Here is a 16,339-nt window from a genome sequence, read left to right as displayed (position 1 = left end):
GGTTCTCGCTTGGAATTCAGGTTCCGGTCCGATTCCGGTTCTGGAATCGCGCGCCGGTCATTATTTCTTGAACAGGATACGCGCCAGGATATTGAGCGCGAGCACGCCGATCGTGATCAGGAACACGCCTGCCCAAGCCAGTTGCTGCCATTCCGTGAACGGGCTCATGGCAAAGCGGAAGATCGTGACGGGCAGGTTCGCCATCGGCTTGTTCAGATCGCTGGTCCAGAACTGGTTGGACAGCGCGGTGAACAGCAGCGGCGCGGTTTCACCGGCGATACGCGCCACGGCCAGCAGCACGCCGGTCACGATGCCGGCATACGAGGACTTGACCGTGATCGACCGCACCATCTTCCACTTCGGCGTACCAAGCGCGAAGGCCGCTTCACGCAGTGCATTCGGCACCAGGTTCAGCATGTTCTCGGTCGTGCGCACCACGATCGGAATCTGCAGCAGCGCCAGCGCGCACACGCCTGCCCAGCCCGAGAAATGGCCCATGCGGGTCACCACCAGCGCGTAGACGAACAGGCCGATCACGATCGACGGCGCCGACAGCAGGATGTCGTTGATAAAGCGGATCAGGCTGGCCAGCGGCGACGACTTGCCATACTCGGCCAGGTAGATGCCTGCCAGGATGCCCAGCGGCGTGCCGAGCAGCGTGGCCAGCGCCACCATCACGAAGCTGCCGTAGATCGCATTGGCCAGGCCGCCACCGGCGGTATTCGGCGCCGGCGTCATCTGCGTGAACAGGTCCAGCGACAGGCCGCCGACGCCCAGCGTGACAGTGGTGAACAGGATCCACGCCAGCCAGAACAGGCCGAAGATCATTGCGCCCAGCGAGGCCGTCAATGCGATCAGGTTCATGCGGCGACGCCGCGCTTGCAGGCGCGTGCGCACGGCATCGGCGTCGGGCCGCACGGCCGGGATCGATGCGGAAGACACGGTGTGGCTGGCCTGGTTCATTTTCCACCCTCATTCTTTGCCAGTCGCAGCAGCAGCAGCTTGGACAGCGCCAGCACCACGAACGTGATGAAGAACAGGATCAGGCCCAGTTCCATCAGCGCCGCCGTGTGCAGGCCTGCACCGGCTTCCGCGAATTCGTTGGCCAGTGCGGACGTGATGCTGTTGCCCGGCGAAAACAGCGATGCGTTGTCGAGCAGGTTGGTATTGCCGATCACGAAGGTGACGGCCATGGTTTCGCCCAGCGCGCGGCCAAGGCCGAGCATGACGCCGCCGATCACGCCGGCGCGGGTATAGGGCAGGACCACGTTCCACATCACTTCCCAGGTGGTACAGCCCACGCCGTAGGCGGATTCCTTGAGCAGCACCGGGGTGACTTCAAACACGTCGCGCATCACCGAGGCGATGTACGGAATGATCATGATCGCGAGGATGACGCCCGCGCACAGCAGGCCGATGCCCAGCGGGGCACCCTGGAACAACTTGCCGATCAGCGGAAGCTGGCCGACCGTGGCGGCGAGCGGCTTCTGGAAGTACTCGCCGAAGAGCGGCGCGAACACCAGCAGGCCCCACATGCCGTAGACGATCGACGGCACGGCGGCCAGCAGTTCGATCGCGGTGCCCAGCGGGCGGCGCAGCCAGGCCGGCGAAAGCTCGGTCAGGAACAGCGCGATGCCGAAGCTGACCGGCACGGCAATGATCAGTGCGATCAGCGAAGTCACGAGCGTGCCGTAGATCGGCACAAGCGCGCCATAGACGTCTGCGGGGGGATCCCACTCCGCAGTCCAGAGAAAGCGGGCGCCGAACGTCTGGATCGAAGGCCAGGCGCTGATCGCCAGCGACACGATGATGCCGCCCAGCAGGAGCAGCGTCACGATGGCGGCCCCGCGTGTCAGGCCGCCGAACAGGATGTCGCCAATGCGGCTGGGCGGCCGTACGGCTGAGAGATCGGACGAAGTCGCCATGGTGCAGAAAATACTGTCGATGATTTGGCAGGCGCCGGCGGCAAGCCGCCGGGCCACTCAACCGGCCGCGGCACACGCCGCGGCCGGCTGCCATGCAGTCGGACTTCGGCTTAGTACAGTGCCTTGCCCGAAGCGTCCTTGACGCTGGTCTTCCAGGTGGTGCGAATCTGGTTCACGACCGCTTCGGGCAGCGGCACGTAATCCAGGTCGGCAGCCATGTTGCCGCCGCTCTTGTAGGCCCAGTCGAAGAACTTCAGCACTTCAGCACCCTGCGCCGACTTTTCCTGGTTCTTGTGGACCAGGATGAAGGTGGCACCGGCGATCGGCCATGCGGTCTTGCCCGGCTGGTTGGTCAGGATCTGGTAGTAGCTCTTGCTCCAGTCCGCGCCGGCGGCGGCGGCCTTGAAGGCGTCGTCACCCGGCTGGACCACGGCACCCGACGCATTCTTCATGTTCAGGTGGGTCATCTTGTTCTGCTTGGCGTAGGCGTATTCGACATAGCCGATTGCGCCGTTCAGACGCTGCACGAACGCGGCCACGCCTTCGTTGCCCTTGCCGCCGGTACCGCCGCCCGGCCAGTTGACCGTGGTGCCCTCGCCCACCGACTTCTGCCAGTCGGGGCTCACCTTCGACAGGTAGTTGGTGAAGATGAAGGTGGTGCCCGAGCCGTCAGCGCGGCGCACCGGCAGGATGTCCTGGTTCGGCAGCTTGGCGTGCGGGTTCAGCGCCTTGATGGCCGGATCGTCCCACTTCTTGATCTTGCCCAGGTAGATGTTGGCCAGCACTTCGCCGGTGATGGTGAGTTCGCCCGGCTTCACGCCTTGCAGGTTGATCACCGGCACCACGCCGCCGATCACCGTCGGGAACTGGACCAGACCCTGCTTGTTCAGGTCCTCGTCCTTCAGCGGCGCGTCGGAGGCGCCGAAATCGACCGTCTTGGCGCCAATCTGCTTGATGCCGCCCGACGAACCGATGGATTGATAGTTGACCTTGTTACCCGTTGCTTTTTGGTATGCATCGGCCCACTTGGAATACACGGGCGCCGGGAAGGAAGCGCCTGCACCGGTAATTTCCGCCGCGAACGCAGTACCCGCTACGACCATCGAAACGATGCCTGCCACGGCAGTCTTGACCAGCTTCATATGTCCTCCAGAGAACATTGGTTGGGAATGACAAATTTTTGACAAGACGAACTCTAAGCCGCGTATATGACAATTCCATGACATCTTCAAATCTTCTTGAAAGCCAATGGTGATGCGGGTCTCTAATGGCTGCCCTTCCCAGGCGACGTCAGGAGATGACATCGGTTAATTGCTTTATTGCGCAAAAAAAGCGCCGGAACATGTCCGGCGCATCGCTATGGGGGGGTTGGGTTAGCGAGGCTCAGGCACGCAAGGCCTCTGCCAGTGTCTGAGCGGCGCGTTCGGCGGTCTCGGCCTGCTCGGCCTCGACCATCACGCGGACCACGGGTTCGGTGCCCGAGGCACGGATCAGCACGCGACCGCGGCCTGCCAGTTCGGGCTCCACCAACGCTTGCGCCGCCTTCAGGCCGGCATGTGACTGCCAGTCGAACCCCTTCTCGACACGGACGTTGATAAGCTTCTGGGGAAACAGGCTGACGCCCTCAAGCAGGCCCGCCAGCGTCTTGCCGCTGCGGCGCAGCGCTGCCAGCACCTGCAGCGCCGAGACGATGCCGTCGCCGGTGCTGTGCCGGTCCAGGCACAGCAAGTGGCCCGAGCCCTCGCCGCCCAGGATCCAGTTGCGCTTGTTCAACTCTTCAAGCACATAGCGGTCACCGACCTTCGCCCGCACAAACTCCACGCCAATACGCTTGAGCGCAAGTTCCACCGCCATATTGGTCATCAGCGTACCGACGGCGCCTTCCACGGCCTGACCTTCGGCCATGCGGTCGCGCACGATCAAGTACAGCAGTTCGTCGCCGTTGTAGAGGCGGCCTTCGCTGTCCACAACTTGCAGCCGGTCCGCATCCCCATCGAATGCCAGACCCAGGTCGGCACCGTGTTCACGCACTGCCTCCACCAGCTTTCCCGGTGCGGTGGCCCCGTATCCGTCATTGATATTGCGGCCGTCAGGCTGGTTGCCAATCGCCACGACATCCGCGCCAAGCTCATGGAAGACATGCGGAGCGATGTGGTAGGCGGCACCGTGCGCGCAGTCCACGACCAGCTTGAGGCCGTGCAGGTCCTGGCTGTTCGGGAAGGTGCTCTTGCAGAATTCGATGTAGCGCCCTGGGGCATCGTTGATGCGCCGTGCACGCCCGAGGTCATCGGATGGCGCGCAGACCATCGGATCCTCCATGGCGGACTCGATCTGCGCCTCGACCTCGTCGGGAAGCTTGTCGCCGTCGGCCGAGAAGAACTTGATGCCATTGTCGTAATACGGATTGTGGCTGGCCGAAATGACCACGCCCGCCGACAGCCGCAACGCGCGCGTCAGGTAGGCGATGCCTGGGGTCGGCAGCGGCCCGGTCAGCAACACATGCACGCCGGCCGAGGTAAAGCCGGCCTCCAGCGCTGCCTCCAGCATATAACCGGAGATCCGCGTGTCCTTGCCGATCAGCACGGTCGGCCGCCCCTGCGCGGTGCGGGCGCCATGGGCGAGCACCTTGCCAGCGGCGTGTCCCAGCCGCATCACGAAATCCGGGGTGATCGGCAGCTCGCCAACCTTGCCCCGTACGCCATCTGTCCCAAAATACTTGCGCGTCATTCGATTCGTCCTTTCTTTCTTGCTCTGTCTGGCAACTATTGCTGCGATACCTGCGATGGCTGGTCGACAGTCGTCACAGCCTCATTCCGTACGGCCCACCAGGTCTGGAGGGCATCCACCGTATCCTGTACATCATGCACGCGCACGATAAAGGCGCCTCGCTCTGTCGCACAGACCGCCGCGGCAATGCTCGCCGCCACACGCTGCATCGGCGGCCGGCCGCCCAGGATCGCGCCGAGTGTCGACTTGCGCGACAAGCCCACCAGCAGCGGCAGCCCAAACCTCTCCAGTGCGGGCAATTGTCCGAGCAGGCGCAGATTATGATCCGGAGTCTTGCCGAAGCCAAATCCCGGGTCCAGCGTGATGCGCGCGGGGTCGACGCCGGCCTTGCGCAATTCAGCCACGCGTTCTCCGAGGAAGTCACCCACCTCGGCCACCACGTCGGCGTAATGCGGATCCTCCTGCATGGTTTGCGGATCCCGCTGCATATGCATCACGCACAGGCCGGCCTGCCCTCTGGCAACCGCCTCGATGGCACCGGGCATGCGGAAGCCCCAGATATCGTTGATCAGATCGGCGCCGGCCGCCAGCGATGCGCGCATCACCTCCGGCTTGTACGTGTCGATCGACAGCGGCTTGCCGCAATCGCGCAATGCCTCGACGATCGGAATCACGCGGGCCAGTTCCTGGTCCAGCGGCAAGGCCGCCGAACCCGGGCGGCTCGACTCGCCCCCGATATCGAGGATGTCCGCGCCTTGCGCAATCAGCTGCTCGGCATGTCGCAGCGCCGCGTCCCGCGTGGCGTGCTTGCCGCCATCCGAGAAGGAATCGGGCGTGACGTTGAGAATGCCCATGACAAGCGGGCGACGACTCAATGCGAAGCGATAGCGGCCGCACTGGAAATACGGGGATGGCGAGGTCTGCTGCAAGGTAGGAAGGCGCAATGGGAAAAGGGTGGTTCTACGCGTGCCGCGCAGAAACAAGAAAGCCGGTGCAAAGGCACCGGCTTGTCGGAACTACCAGGCGATCAAAGTCCTGTGAACAGCGATCCGTGCCGTCAGGCTGCGGCGGGCGCGTTCGAAGGCGCCACCGGCGAGCCACCGGACGGGGCATTGCCGCCGCCGTTCGGACCCGACACACCGCGCGGAGGACGCGGCGGCTTGCCAGCCATGATGTCGTTGACCTGATCGGCGTCGATCGTTTCCCACTCCATCAGCGCGGCGGTCATGGCCTCGACCTTGTCGCGGTTCTCTTCGAGCAGGCGCTTGGCCAGCGCGTACTGATCGTCGATGATGCGGCGGATCTCGTAGTCAACCTTCTGCTGCGTGGCTTCCGACACGGTCTTCGACGACAGCTTGCCGAACATGCCGTCCTGCTCCGTGTCGACGTAGACCATGGCACCGAGTTCGTCGCTCATGCCGAAGCGGGTCACCATGTCGCGGGCGATCTTGGTGGCGCGCTCGAAGTCATTGGACGCGCCAGTGCTCATGGCATTGAGGAAGACCTCTTCCGCCGCACGGCCACCGAAGAGAATCGCAATCTCTTCGAGCATGTTGTCCTTGTACTTCGAGTACTTGTCATGCTCCGGCAACTGCCAGGTCACGCCAAGCGCCCAGCCACGCGGCATGATCGTGACCTTGTGGACCGGATCGGCCTTCGGCAGCAGCTTTGCCACCACCGCATGACCGGACTCGTGGTAAGCCGTGGCCTTGCGCTCTTCCTCGCGCATGACCGTCGACTTGCGCTCCGGACCCATGTAGATCTTGTCCTTGGCGTCCTCGAAGTCCTGCATGTCGACCACGCGCTTGCTGCGGCGAGCGGCGAACAGCGCGGCCTCGTTGACCAGGTTGGCCAGGTCGGCACCCGAGAAGCCCGGCGTACCACGCGCGATGATCGAAGCATCCACATCGTTGCCGATGGGTACCTTGCGCATATGGACCTTCAGGATCTGCTCGCGGCCGCGGATGTCCGGCAGCCCCACATAGACCTGGCGGTCGAAGCGGCCCGGACGCAGCAGCGCCTTGTCGAGCACGTCGGAGCGGTTGGTCGCGGCAATCACGATCACACCCGAATTGGCCTCGAAGCCGTCCATCTCGACCAGCATCTGGTTGAGGGTCTGTTCGCGCTCGTCGTTACCGCCGCCCATGCCGGCGCCGCGATGGCGGCCGACCGCGTCGATTTCATCGATGAACACGATGCACGGCGCCTGCTTCTTGGCGTTCTCGAACATGTCGCGCACGCGGGCAGCGCCCACGCCAACGAACATTTCAACGAAGTCGGAACCCGAAATGCTGAAGAACGGCACCTTGGCTTCGCCGGCGATGGCGCGCGCCAGCAGCGTCTTGCCGGTACCCGGAGGGCCGACCAGCAGCACACCGCGCGGAATGCGGCCGCCCAGCTTCTGGAACTTTTGCGGGTCCTTCAGGAAGTCGACCAGTTCGACAACTTCTTCCTTGGACTCGTCGCATCCGGCCACGTCCTGGAACGTGACGGCGTTCTGGTTTTCATCGATCAGGCGTGCGCGCGACTTGCCAAACGAGAAGGCTCCGCCTTTCCCGCCACCCTGCATCTGCCGCATCATGTAGAACCAGAACACGATGATCAGCAGGGTCGGTCCGAGGTAGTACAGCGCCTGGACCAGCACGTTGGGTTCGTCGTCTGCCTTGCCGGTCACCTGGACACCGTACTTCATCAGGTCGCCGACCATCCAGATGTCGCCCGGCGAGATGATGGTGTACTTGGCGCCCTCTTTCGGCGACACCACGAGGTTGCGGCCCTGCACGTCGACACGCGACACCTTGCCGTTCTTGGCGTCATCCATGAACTGCGAATAGGTGACGCCGTCCTGTGCACGGGGCTTGTCGAACTGCTTGAAGACGGTAAACAACACCAGCGCGATCACGAGCCAGATTGCCGCCTTTTGAAACAGGTTGTTATTCAAGGCCGAACTCCTTTGCAATTGCCTTGCCAACGGATAGCTGCATTGTAATGCAGCACCCGCCCCGAAGGGGTAACACCGAAAACTATGGAACCAATAGCCCCCCGAGGCCATACGCCCCGGCTATCCGCCGGATCCGTCAATTCATGACTTTGAGGTAACGCCCAAGAATAAATGTTTCAGAAGATTTGTCACGCGACGCCTTGGGCTTGCGTGCCGCGACCACCTTGAACTGCCGTTTGAACTTCTCGACGATCTGGCTGTAACCACTACCGTGGAAGCACTTTACCAGTAATGCGCCGTCCGCCTTGAGATGGGCCTGGGCAAAATCCAATGCCAGCTCGCACAGATACTCGATGCGGGCGGCGTCAGCAAAGGCCACACCGGACAAGTTGGGGGCCATGTCGGACAATACAAGGTCGATCTTTGCCCCGCCGGAAGCTGCCAGGACCACTTCCTCAAGCTGGCGGAACACTTCTTCCTCGCGAAAATCACCCTGGATAAACGTGACGTCGGCGACCGCCTCCATGGGCAGGATATCGATGGCTACCACCGCGCCATCCGGCTTGCCATCGACCGCCCGCGGAGAGGCCGCCAGCTTGTTGCGCGCATACTGGCTCCAACTGCCGGGCGCGGCGCCCAGGTCGACAATGACCTGGCCTGGACGGATCAGGTTGTCCTGCTCGTCGATTTCCTTGAGCTTGTAGGCCGCGCGGGCGCGATACCCCTCGCGCTGCGCCATCTTCACATACGGGTCGTTGATGTGATCGTGGAGCCACGACTGGTTGAACTTGTTCTTCGACTTGCCTTTGGCCATTCTGATTACGCCTGTTTCCTGTTTGCCGGCCCCCGCGAAGCGAGCACGCCGCAATTTCTTGCCTGTTTTGCCGTTTTTTGCCGCCAACCTGCGTTGATTTGGCGGATAATACGCGCCAATCGCATGCCAGCGGTGGCCAATTCGGGCCGCCATTGCCCGTTCGGGCCGTTGGCAGCACTTATTCCAGCGCCGTCAGCGCCTATTTATGTCCGCACTTCAACTAATTCCAGCCCAGCGTTCCGAACTCCGCTCCCGTGCCCACGGCCTCAATCCGGTCGTGATGATCGGCGCGGAAGGCCTCACGCGCGCGGTGCTGGCCGAAATCGACCGCAGCCTGGCATCGCACGACCTGATCAAGATTCGCGTGTTCGGCGACGACCGCGAAGCCCGCATCGCCATCTACGAATCCATTTGCGATGAACTGAGCGCCGCACCGATCCAGCATATCGGCAAACTGCTGGTGATCTGGCGCCCGGGCGACGCCCGCCTCAAGGAAAACCAGCCTCAGGATCTCGGTCGCCACACGCCGGTCCGCCGTGGTGGCGCCGCGCCTCGTACCGTGACGGTGAAGAAGCCAAGCGGCGCACCCAACCGCCGTCCGACCCGCAAGGACGTCACGGTGCTGGGCAATGAACGCGTCACCGCGGGCGGCAACGTCAAGCGCTCGCGTGCCCGCCCCGCCAGCCCGAAGAAAAAGGCGCTGGCCTGAACGAAGGCGGCCCGAGCGGGCCGCCTTTTTCGCATCCATTCGCCGGCTATTCGCCGGATGAACGCGGCGCCGAAGCGCGCCACACCAGCGCCAGCGCCAGAAGGCTCTGCACCAGGTAGAACGCGCTGGAAACGCCATGCAGCATGCCGAACTGGGCGCGGAACGGCGACTCCGACACGCCGACACCGAGCGCCGTCGCCTTCTCCTTGAGGCTGCCCATGAACGGCTGGGTGCCGAAATAGCCCACCACCACGCAACACAGCATGGCCAGTACCAGCCAGCGCAGAGCCCGATATCGGTTGGCACCGCGCCGGATCAGCACGTTGCACAGCACAAGCTGCAAGACGCCGATGGTCACGCCGAGGATAGCCTCGGTCTGAAACAGATGGCCGGCGATCATGCCCGCCGTTTCGCGGCTCGGCAGGACCGAGAACAACGTCGGCGCCACCATGTAACCCACCGTCCACAGGCTGCCGGCCCAGACAACGGTCAGGAGCAGGAAGATGCGGTGGGGCAGCGGCGGCAGGCTTGAGTAGGAAGTAGAGAACACGATCCGCTTGGTCCAGTCGGTCGGGTACCGACTTCAGATGTAGCGGACGGTGATGACTTCGTACTCGCGGTCACCGCTCGGCGCCAGGACGGTCGCAACGTCGCCCTCGAACTTGCCGATCAGCGCACGCGCGATCGGCGAGCTCACGGAAATCTTGCCGCTTTCCAGGTCAGCCTCGTCATCGCCGACAATCTGGTAGCTCACCGGGCTGCCGGATTCGAGGTCTTCCAGGTCGACCGTGGCACCGAACACGATGCGGCCATCCGTATCCAGTTGGGTCGGGTCAATGACCTGCGCAGTGGACAGCTTGGATTCGACTTCCAGAATGCGGCCTTCGATGAATGCCTGCTTTTCCTTGGCAGCATCGTACTCGGCATTTTCGGACAGGTCGCCCTGCGCACGGGCTTCGGAGATGGCATTGATCACTGCCGGACGCTCGACAGCCTTCAGGCGTTGCAGTTCTTCCTTCAGCAGTTCGGCGCCACGCTTGGTAATCGGAATGGTGCTCATGTCTTCGATCAACAAAAAAATGAGCCGCAGCGGAGCTGGAACCATGCCCGGCTCGTAGTCCAGGGCACTTCCGCTCAACCGCGGCTTCGGATGGGAAAGGCGCCCGGGGAAACCGGGCGCCGATCGATGAATTCGACGTAGTTTAGGACAAGATGGCCGCCGGCAGCAACACCGGCGGGCCGTCAGCCCTTGACGGAGCGCAATCGCCCCGCCAGCTCATATTGTTACCCCAGCGTCGCATGCAAGCCCTGCAGGTCATAGACCTCCAGGCTCTGCATGTGCTTCAGGCCCTCCACCGCGGCGCTCGCGCCGGCGATGGTGGTGTAGTAAGGCACGCGATTGGCCAGCGCCGAGATACGGATCGAGCGCGAATCGGCAATCGCGCCGCGGGTCTCGTCCACCGTGGTGAACACCAGCGCCAGTTCGCCGTTCTTGATCATGTCCACGATATGCGGACGGCCGTCCTTGACCTTGTTGACCACCCGGACCGGGATGCCGGCGGCTTCGATGGCCGAGGCCGTGCCGCGCGTGGCGACGATCGGGTAGCCCATGTCGTGCAGCATGCGGGCCACGGCAACGGCGCGTACCTTGTCACTGTCCTTCACGGTGATCAGCACGGTGCCCTTTTCCGGCAGGCGCGAACCCGCGGCCAGCTGGCTCTTGAAGAGCGCCTCGCCGAACGACTTGCCCACGCCCATCACTTCACCGGTGGAACGCATTTCAGGTCCGAGGACCGGATCGACGCCCGGGAACTTGTTGAACGGGAACACCGCTTCCTTGACGCTGTAGTACGGCGGCACCACCTCGTCGATAACGCCCTGCGAGTCCAGCGACTGGCCGGCCATGCAGCGCGCGGCGATCTTGGCGAGCTGCATGCCGGTCGCCTTCGACACGTACGGCACGGTACGCGATGCACGCGGGTTCACTTCCAGCACGTAGACGGTGTCGACACCGTTGTTCTGCTGGATCGCGAACTGCACGTTCATCAGGCCGACCACGTTCAGGGCTTTGGCCATGGCAGCGGTCTGGCGCTTCAGTTCGGCCACGGTTTCGGCCGACAGCGAGTACGGCGGCAGCGAGCACGCCGAGTCGCCCGAGTGCACGCCGGCCTGCTCGATGTGCTCCATCACGCCGCCGATGAACACGCGCTTGCCGTCGGACAGCGCGTCGACGTCGCATTCGATCGCATCGTTCAGGAAGCGGTCCAGCAACACCGGCGAATCGTTCGAGACCTTGACGGCCTCGCGCATGTAGCGCTCGAGGTCGCGCGGCTCGTGCACGATTTCCATCGCGCGGCCGCCCAGCACGTACGACGGGCGCACCACCAGCGGGTAGCCGATTTCCTCGGCCAGGCGCAGCGCTTCGTCCTCGGCACGCGCGGTGCGGTTCGGCGGCTGGCGCAGGCCGAGTTCCTGCAGCAGCTTCTGGAAACGCTCGCGGTCTTCCGCGGCGTCGATCATGTCCGGCGTGGTGCCGATGATGGGTACGCCGTTGCGCTCCAGGTCGAGCGCGAGCTTCAGCGGCGTCTGGCCGCCGTACTGCACGATCACGCCGACCGGCTTCTCGATCGCGACGATTTCCAGCACATCTTCCAGCGTCACCGGCTCGAAATACAGGCGGTCCGAGGTGTCATAGTCGGTCGACACGGTCTCCGGGTTGCAGTTGACCATGATGGTCTCGTACCCGTCTTCACGCAGCGCCAGCGCGGCGTGCACGCAGCAGTAGTCGAACTCGATGCCCTGGCCGATCCGGTTCGGGCCGCCGCCCAGCACCATGATCTTCTTCTTGTCGGTCGGGCTGGCCTCGCACTCGCCATGCTCGGCCTCGTAGGTCGAGTACATGTAGGCGGTGTTGGTGCCGAACTCGGCCGCGCAGGTGTCCACGCGCTTGTACACCGGACGCACGTTCTGGGCGATGCGCGCCTCGCGCACGGCCTTGGCGTCGGTCTTCAGCAGCTTGGCCAGGCGGCGGTCCGAGAAGCCCTTCTGCTTCACGTGGCGCAGCTCGGCCGTCGACAGGCTTGCCAGCGTGCGCGCCTTGATCTGGCCTTCGGTCTTGACGATGTCTTCGATCTGGGCCAGGAACCACGGGTCAATCGCGGTCTCGGCGTACACCTCTTCCAGCGACATGCCCAGGCGGAATGCATCACCCACGTACCAGATGCGGTCCGGGCCGGCCTCGCCGATTTCCTCGACGATCTCGTCGCGGTCGGTGGACTTCTCGTCCAGGCCGTCCACGCCGACTTCCAGGCCGCGCAGGGCCTTCTGGAACGATTCCTGGAAGGTGCGGCCCATCGCCATCACCTCGCCCACCGACTTCATCTGGGTGGTCAGGTGGCTGTCGGCCTGCGGGAATTTCTCGAAGGCGAAACGCGGCACCTTGGTGACCACGTAGTCGATCGACGGCTCGAACGAAGCCGGGGTCGCACCGCCGGTGATCTCGTTCTTGAGCTCGTCCAGCGTGTAGCCGACGGCCAGCTTGGCCGCGACCTTGGCGATCGGGAAGCCGGTGGCCTTCGAGGCCAGCGCCGACGAACGCGACACGCGCGGATTCATCTCGATCACGATCATCCGGCCATCCTTCGGATTGATCGAGAACTGCACGTTCGAGCCGCCGGTGTCGACGCCGATCTCGCGCAGCACGGCCAGCGAGGCGTTGCGCAGGATCTGGTATTCCTTGTCGGTCAGCGTCTGGGCCGGGGCCACGGTGATCGAGTCACCGGTGTGGATGCCCATCGGGTCCAGGTTTTCGATCGAGCAGATGATGATGCAGTTGTCCGCCTTGTCGCGGACAACTTCCATCTCGTATTCCTTCCAGCCCAGCAGCGATTCTTCGATCAGCAGTTCGCGCGTCGGCGACAGGTCCAGGCCGCGCTTGCAGATCTCTTCGAATTCTTCACGGTTGTAGGCAATGCCGCCGCCCGTGCCGCCCAGCGTGAACGAGGGACGAATGACGATCGGGTAGCCGCTGGTGCCGGTTTCCGTGGCGATTTGCGACTGCACGCCCATGGCTTCGTCCATGGAATGCGCGATGCCGGACTTGGCCGAGCCCAGTCCGATCTTGGTCATCGCGTTCTTGAACTTCTGGCGGTCTTCGGCCTTGTCGATGGCTTCCGGCGACGCGCCGATCAGCTCGACCTTGTACTTGTCCAGCACGCCATGGCGATGCAGGTCCAGCGCGCAGTTCAGCGCGGTCTGGCCGCCCATGGTCGGCAGGATCGCGTCCGGACGCTCCTTCTCGATGATGCGCTCGACCACTTCCCACGTGATCGGCTCGATATAGGTCACGTCGGCCGTGGCCGGGTCGGTCATGATGGTCGCCGGGTTCGAATTGACCAGGATGACCTTGAAGCCTTCCTCGCGCAGTGCCTTGCAGGCCTGCGCGCCGGAATAGTCGAACTCGCACGCCTGGCCGATGATGATGGGGCCGGCGCCGATAATCAGGATGCTCTTGATGTCTGTGCGTTTTGGCATTGCACTATCTCTTTTTTGGCCGGCCGCCCGTTCGGGACGGCCGCGCCGGAATATCAGGAATCCCGCGGGATTCGGAAAATCAGCTCAGGGTGGCCGTGGCCAGCTTCGCGCCGAAGCCGATGAACATGGCGCCCACGCCGCTCGACACGCCCGCCGACAAGCGGCGGCGGCGGCGGAACGCGGCGGCCAGTTTCACGCCAACGAAGATCAGCGTCGTCAGGTACAGGAAGCTGAAGATCTGCACGACCACGCCCAGTGCGAGGAACGCCAGCGCCGGATAGCCGAAGCCGGGGTCGACGAACTGGATGAAGAACGAGATGAAGAACAGGATGGCCTTGGGGTTCATCAGGCTGATGATGAGCGCCTTGCGGAACGGGTTCGACTGGTCGACGGGCATGGCCGCGGCCGCATTGATTGCCTGCCCCGCCTGACCTGCCTTGGACCAGTTGCGTACCGCCCCGCGCAGCATGTTGAACCCGATCCAGCCCAGGTACGCCGCGCCGATGTACTTCACGACGTAGAACAGCGCCGGGCTGGCCTGGAGCAGCGAGGCCACGCCTGCCGCGGACAGCACCATCAGCACCGCATCGCCAAGGAACACGCCGCAGGCACCCTTGTAGCCGGCACGCACGCCGCGCTGCGCCGCCACGGACAGCACGTACATCGAGTTCGGCCCCGGCAGCAGCACGATAAAGATCGTGCCCAGCACATAGGTCCAGAAGTCGGTGATGCCGAAAGCGGTATGCATGAAGGCGTTCATGGCGTGTCCTTGTTCCCTGCTCGTCCCTGTTACTGAATGGCTTCGCGCTTACTTGCGCGCATCCGCCATCATCTTCGTGAAGCGGTCGAACAGGTAAGCCACGTCGTTCGGGCCCGGCGACGCTTCCGGGTGGCCCTGGAAGCAGAAGGCCGGCTTGTCGGTCAGCGCGAAGCCCTGCAGCGTGCCGTCGAACAGCGACACGTGCGTCACGCGCGCGTTGGCCGGCAGGGTTTCCGCATCGACCGCGAAACCGTGGTTCTGCGACGTGATCATCACGCGGCCGTCATCCATGTCCTTGACCGGATGGTTGGCGCCGTGGTGGCCGGCCTTCATCTTCAGCGTCTTGGCGCCGATGGCCAGGGCCATGATCTGGTGGCCCAGGCAGATGCCGAAGGTCGGGATGCCGCGCTCGATGAATTCGCGCGTGGCCTGGATGGCGTAGTCGCACGGTTCCGGGTCGCCGGGGCCGTTGGACAGGAACACGCCGTCCGGATTCAGCGCCAGGGCGTCGGCCGCGCTGGCCTGGGCCGGCAGCACCGTCACCTTGCAGCCGCGCTCGGCCAGCATGCGCAGGATGTTGAACTTGACGCCGTAGTCATAGGCGACCACGTGGAACTGCGGCTGGTCCTGCTTGCCGTAGCCCTCGCCGAGCGCCCATTCCGACTGGGTCCACTCGTACGGCTCCTTGACCGACACCACCTTGGCCAGGTCCATGCCGGCCAGGCCGGGGAACGAGCGGGCCAGGTCGATGGCCTTCTGCACATTGTCCTCGCCAGCCAGGATGCAACCGTTCTGGGCACCCTTCTCGCGCAGGATTCGGGTCAGCTTGCGGGTATCGATGCCCGCGATCGCGACGACCTTTTCCTGCTTCAGGTAATGGCCGAGCGTGTGCTCCTTGCGGAAATTCGATGCCAGGATCGGCAGATCCTTGATGATCAGGCCGGCGGCATGGACTTTCGTGGCTTCAATATCCTCACGGTTGACGCCGTAATTCCCGATGTGCGGATACGTCAGCGTGACGATCTGCCGGGAATAGCTCGGGTCGGTGAGGATTTCCTGGTAACCGGTGATGGCGGTGTTGAACACCACTTCGCCGATGGTATGGCCGGATGCGCCAATGGAATAGCCACGAAAGACCGTGCCGTCTGCAAGCGCGAGAATGGCGGACGGAAAAGACGGTAACACGGGTAGGCTCCTGCTGGACTCACCCCGTGCCCGACCTGATCAACGCCTCGTGCCCCTGGAAGAGATCCGGTACGGCCGCAGTGGCAAGGCTGCCATTGCGGCGCGACTCGGTCGCAGCGCGCTCTTTGCATCACATGCTTCAATGCTGGCAACGCTGCGCGGACGGGGGCGGCGGAAGGTGGAAAGCGGTTGGCGCTAGGGTGAAGGGTTCTGAAAGCGAAACTTTCGGATTATATCCCGCACCGGGCAATTTCTCAAGTTTTCAAGGACTTGCGTGCGGCACGGGCCATGCCTGCGCCGCCCCGTCCGCGCCCTGCCACCCCAGCATCCGCGTTATGCAGCCGGCGGCACCACCGCCGTGACCTCGATCTCTACCTTGGCACGCGGCTCCACCAGGTCCGCGACCTCCACGGCCGTCATCGCCGGGAAATGCCGGCCGATGCTGTCCCGGTAATGCTGGCCGATGACCGGGTAGGCCGCGACGTATTCCGCCTTGTCCTTCACATACCACGTCATGCGCGTGATGTGCTCCGGCTTCGCGCCGCCCGCCGCCAGCACGGCGACGATATTGCGCAGGGTCTGGGCCACCTGCAGGCCGAAGTCGTCGGTCTCGAACTCGCACTGGCCGTTCCAGCCGATCTGGCCTCCGACAAAGATGAGCCGGCTGCCGGCCTGCATCTCCGTCATGATGCCGTTGGAATAGCCGCGCGGTGCGGCCCAGTCGGGCGGCTGCAGAATCTTCATG

Annotated in this window: 14 protein-coding genes; 1 reads left to right on the top strand and 13 read right to left on the bottom strand. The window is 63.8% G+C overall.

The window, feature by feature from the left end; translation table 11 throughout:
* Positions 1–60 precede the first annotated feature (60 nt).
* From pstA to AC3FKH_RS22955, 7 genes are all read right to left on the bottom strand, one after another.
* Positions 61–963: a phosphate ABC transporter permease PstA gene (pstA, locus tag AC3FKH_RS22985; RefSeq protein ID WP_488678073.1), complete on the bottom strand. Its 903-nt coding sequence runs from the start codon at positions 961–963 to the stop codon at positions 61–63.
* The gene (gene pstC, locus AC3FKH_RS22980) at positions 960–1,925 is read right to left on the bottom strand and encodes a phosphate ABC transporter permease PstC (protein ID WP_488678072.1); all 966 of its coding nucleotides are present in this window, start codon (positions 1,923–1,925) and stop codon (positions 960–962) included. Before pstC ends, pstA begins: the two co-directional genes overlap by 4 nt.
* Before the next feature lie 110 nt (positions 1,926–2,035).
* Entirely contained in the window at positions 2,036–3,067 is a 1,032-nt protein-coding gene (gene pstS / locus AC3FKH_RS22975; RefSeq protein WP_488678071.1) for a phosphate ABC transporter substrate-binding protein PstS, read from the bottom strand.
* 241 nt (positions 3,068–3,308) lie between these two features.
* On the bottom strand, positions 3,309–4,652 hold the full coding sequence (gene glmM, locus AC3FKH_RS22970) for a phosphoglucosamine mutase (RefSeq protein WP_488678070.1): 1,344 nt from the start codon (positions 4,650–4,652) through the stop codon (positions 3,309–3,311).
* Positions 4,653–4,687: 35 nt separating this feature from the next.
* Complete coding sequence (gene folP / locus AC3FKH_RS22965) at positions 4,688–5,506, bottom strand: dihydropteroate synthase (RefSeq protein ID WP_488678069.1); 819 nt, start codon at positions 5,504–5,506, stop codon at positions 4,688–4,690.
* 203 nt (positions 5,507–5,709) lie between these two features.
* Entirely contained in the window at positions 5,710–7,593 is a 1,884-nt protein-coding gene (gene ftsH, locus AC3FKH_RS22960) for an ATP-dependent zinc metalloprotease FtsH (RefSeq protein WP_483708567.1), read from the bottom strand.
* A gap of 136 nt (positions 7,594–7,729) precedes the next feature.
* Positions 7,730–8,407 (bottom strand): RlmE family RNA methyltransferase, encoded by a 678-nt coding sequence (locus AC3FKH_RS22955; RefSeq protein WP_488678144.1) that lies wholly within the window; start codon positions 8,405–8,407, stop codon positions 7,730–7,732.
* Positions 8,408–8,612: 205 nt separating this feature from the next.
* On the opposite strand from AC3FKH_RS22955, the gene AC3FKH_RS22950 reads away from it, so the two are divergent.
* On the top strand, positions 8,613–9,116 hold the full coding sequence (locus AC3FKH_RS22950; protein WP_483708569.1) for a YhbY family RNA-binding protein: 504 nt from the start codon (positions 8,613–8,615) through the stop codon (positions 9,114–9,116).
* A 46-nt stretch (positions 9,117–9,162) separates the two neighbouring features.
* Here AC3FKH_RS22950 and AC3FKH_RS22945 read toward each other — a convergent pair whose 3' ends face one another.
* The 6 genes from AC3FKH_RS22945 to AC3FKH_RS22920 all read right to left on the bottom strand — a co-directional run bounded on the left by AC3FKH_RS22945 (position 9,163) and on the right by AC3FKH_RS22920 (position 16,338).
* On the bottom strand, positions 9,163–9,666 hold the full coding sequence (locus AC3FKH_RS22945) for a DUF4149 domain-containing protein (RefSeq protein ID WP_488678068.1): 504 nt from the start codon (positions 9,664–9,666) through the stop codon (positions 9,163–9,165).
* Positions 9,667–9,699: 33 nt separating this feature from the next.
* Complete coding sequence (greA, locus tag AC3FKH_RS22940) at positions 9,700–10,176, bottom strand: transcription elongation factor GreA (protein WP_483708571.1); 477 nt, start codon at positions 10,174–10,176, stop codon at positions 9,700–9,702.
* A 224-nt stretch (positions 10,177–10,400) separates the two neighbouring features.
* Positions 10,401–13,649, bottom strand: a complete 3,249-nt coding sequence (gene carB, locus AC3FKH_RS22935; RefSeq protein ID WP_488678067.1) for a carbamoyl-phosphate synthase large subunit — start codon at positions 13,647–13,649, stop codon at positions 10,401–10,403.
* Between the two features lie 79 nt (positions 13,650–13,728).
* Positions 13,729–14,409, bottom strand: a complete 681-nt coding sequence (gene leuE, locus AC3FKH_RS22930; protein ID WP_488678066.1) for a leucine efflux protein LeuE — start codon at positions 14,407–14,409, stop codon at positions 13,729–13,731.
* Positions 14,410–14,457: 48 nt separating this feature from the next.
* On the bottom strand, positions 14,458–15,594 hold the full coding sequence (carA, locus tag AC3FKH_RS22925) for a glutamine-hydrolyzing carbamoyl-phosphate synthase small subunit (RefSeq protein WP_488678064.1): 1,137 nt from the start codon (positions 15,592–15,594) through the stop codon (positions 14,458–14,460).
* Between the two features lie 333 nt (positions 15,595–15,927).
* A complete protein-coding gene (locus tag AC3FKH_RS22920) occupies positions 15,928–16,338 on the bottom strand; it encodes a RidA family protein (RefSeq protein ID WP_483708575.1) in 411 nt (136 codons plus the stop codon).
* Position 16,339: the final 1 nt, after the last annotated feature.

The organism is Cupriavidus sp. 21MJTG02-4 (assembly GCF_057798975.1).
The sequence above is the reverse complement of the archived record's forward strand: the minus strand, read 5'-3'. Positions and strand labels throughout refer to the sequence as shown.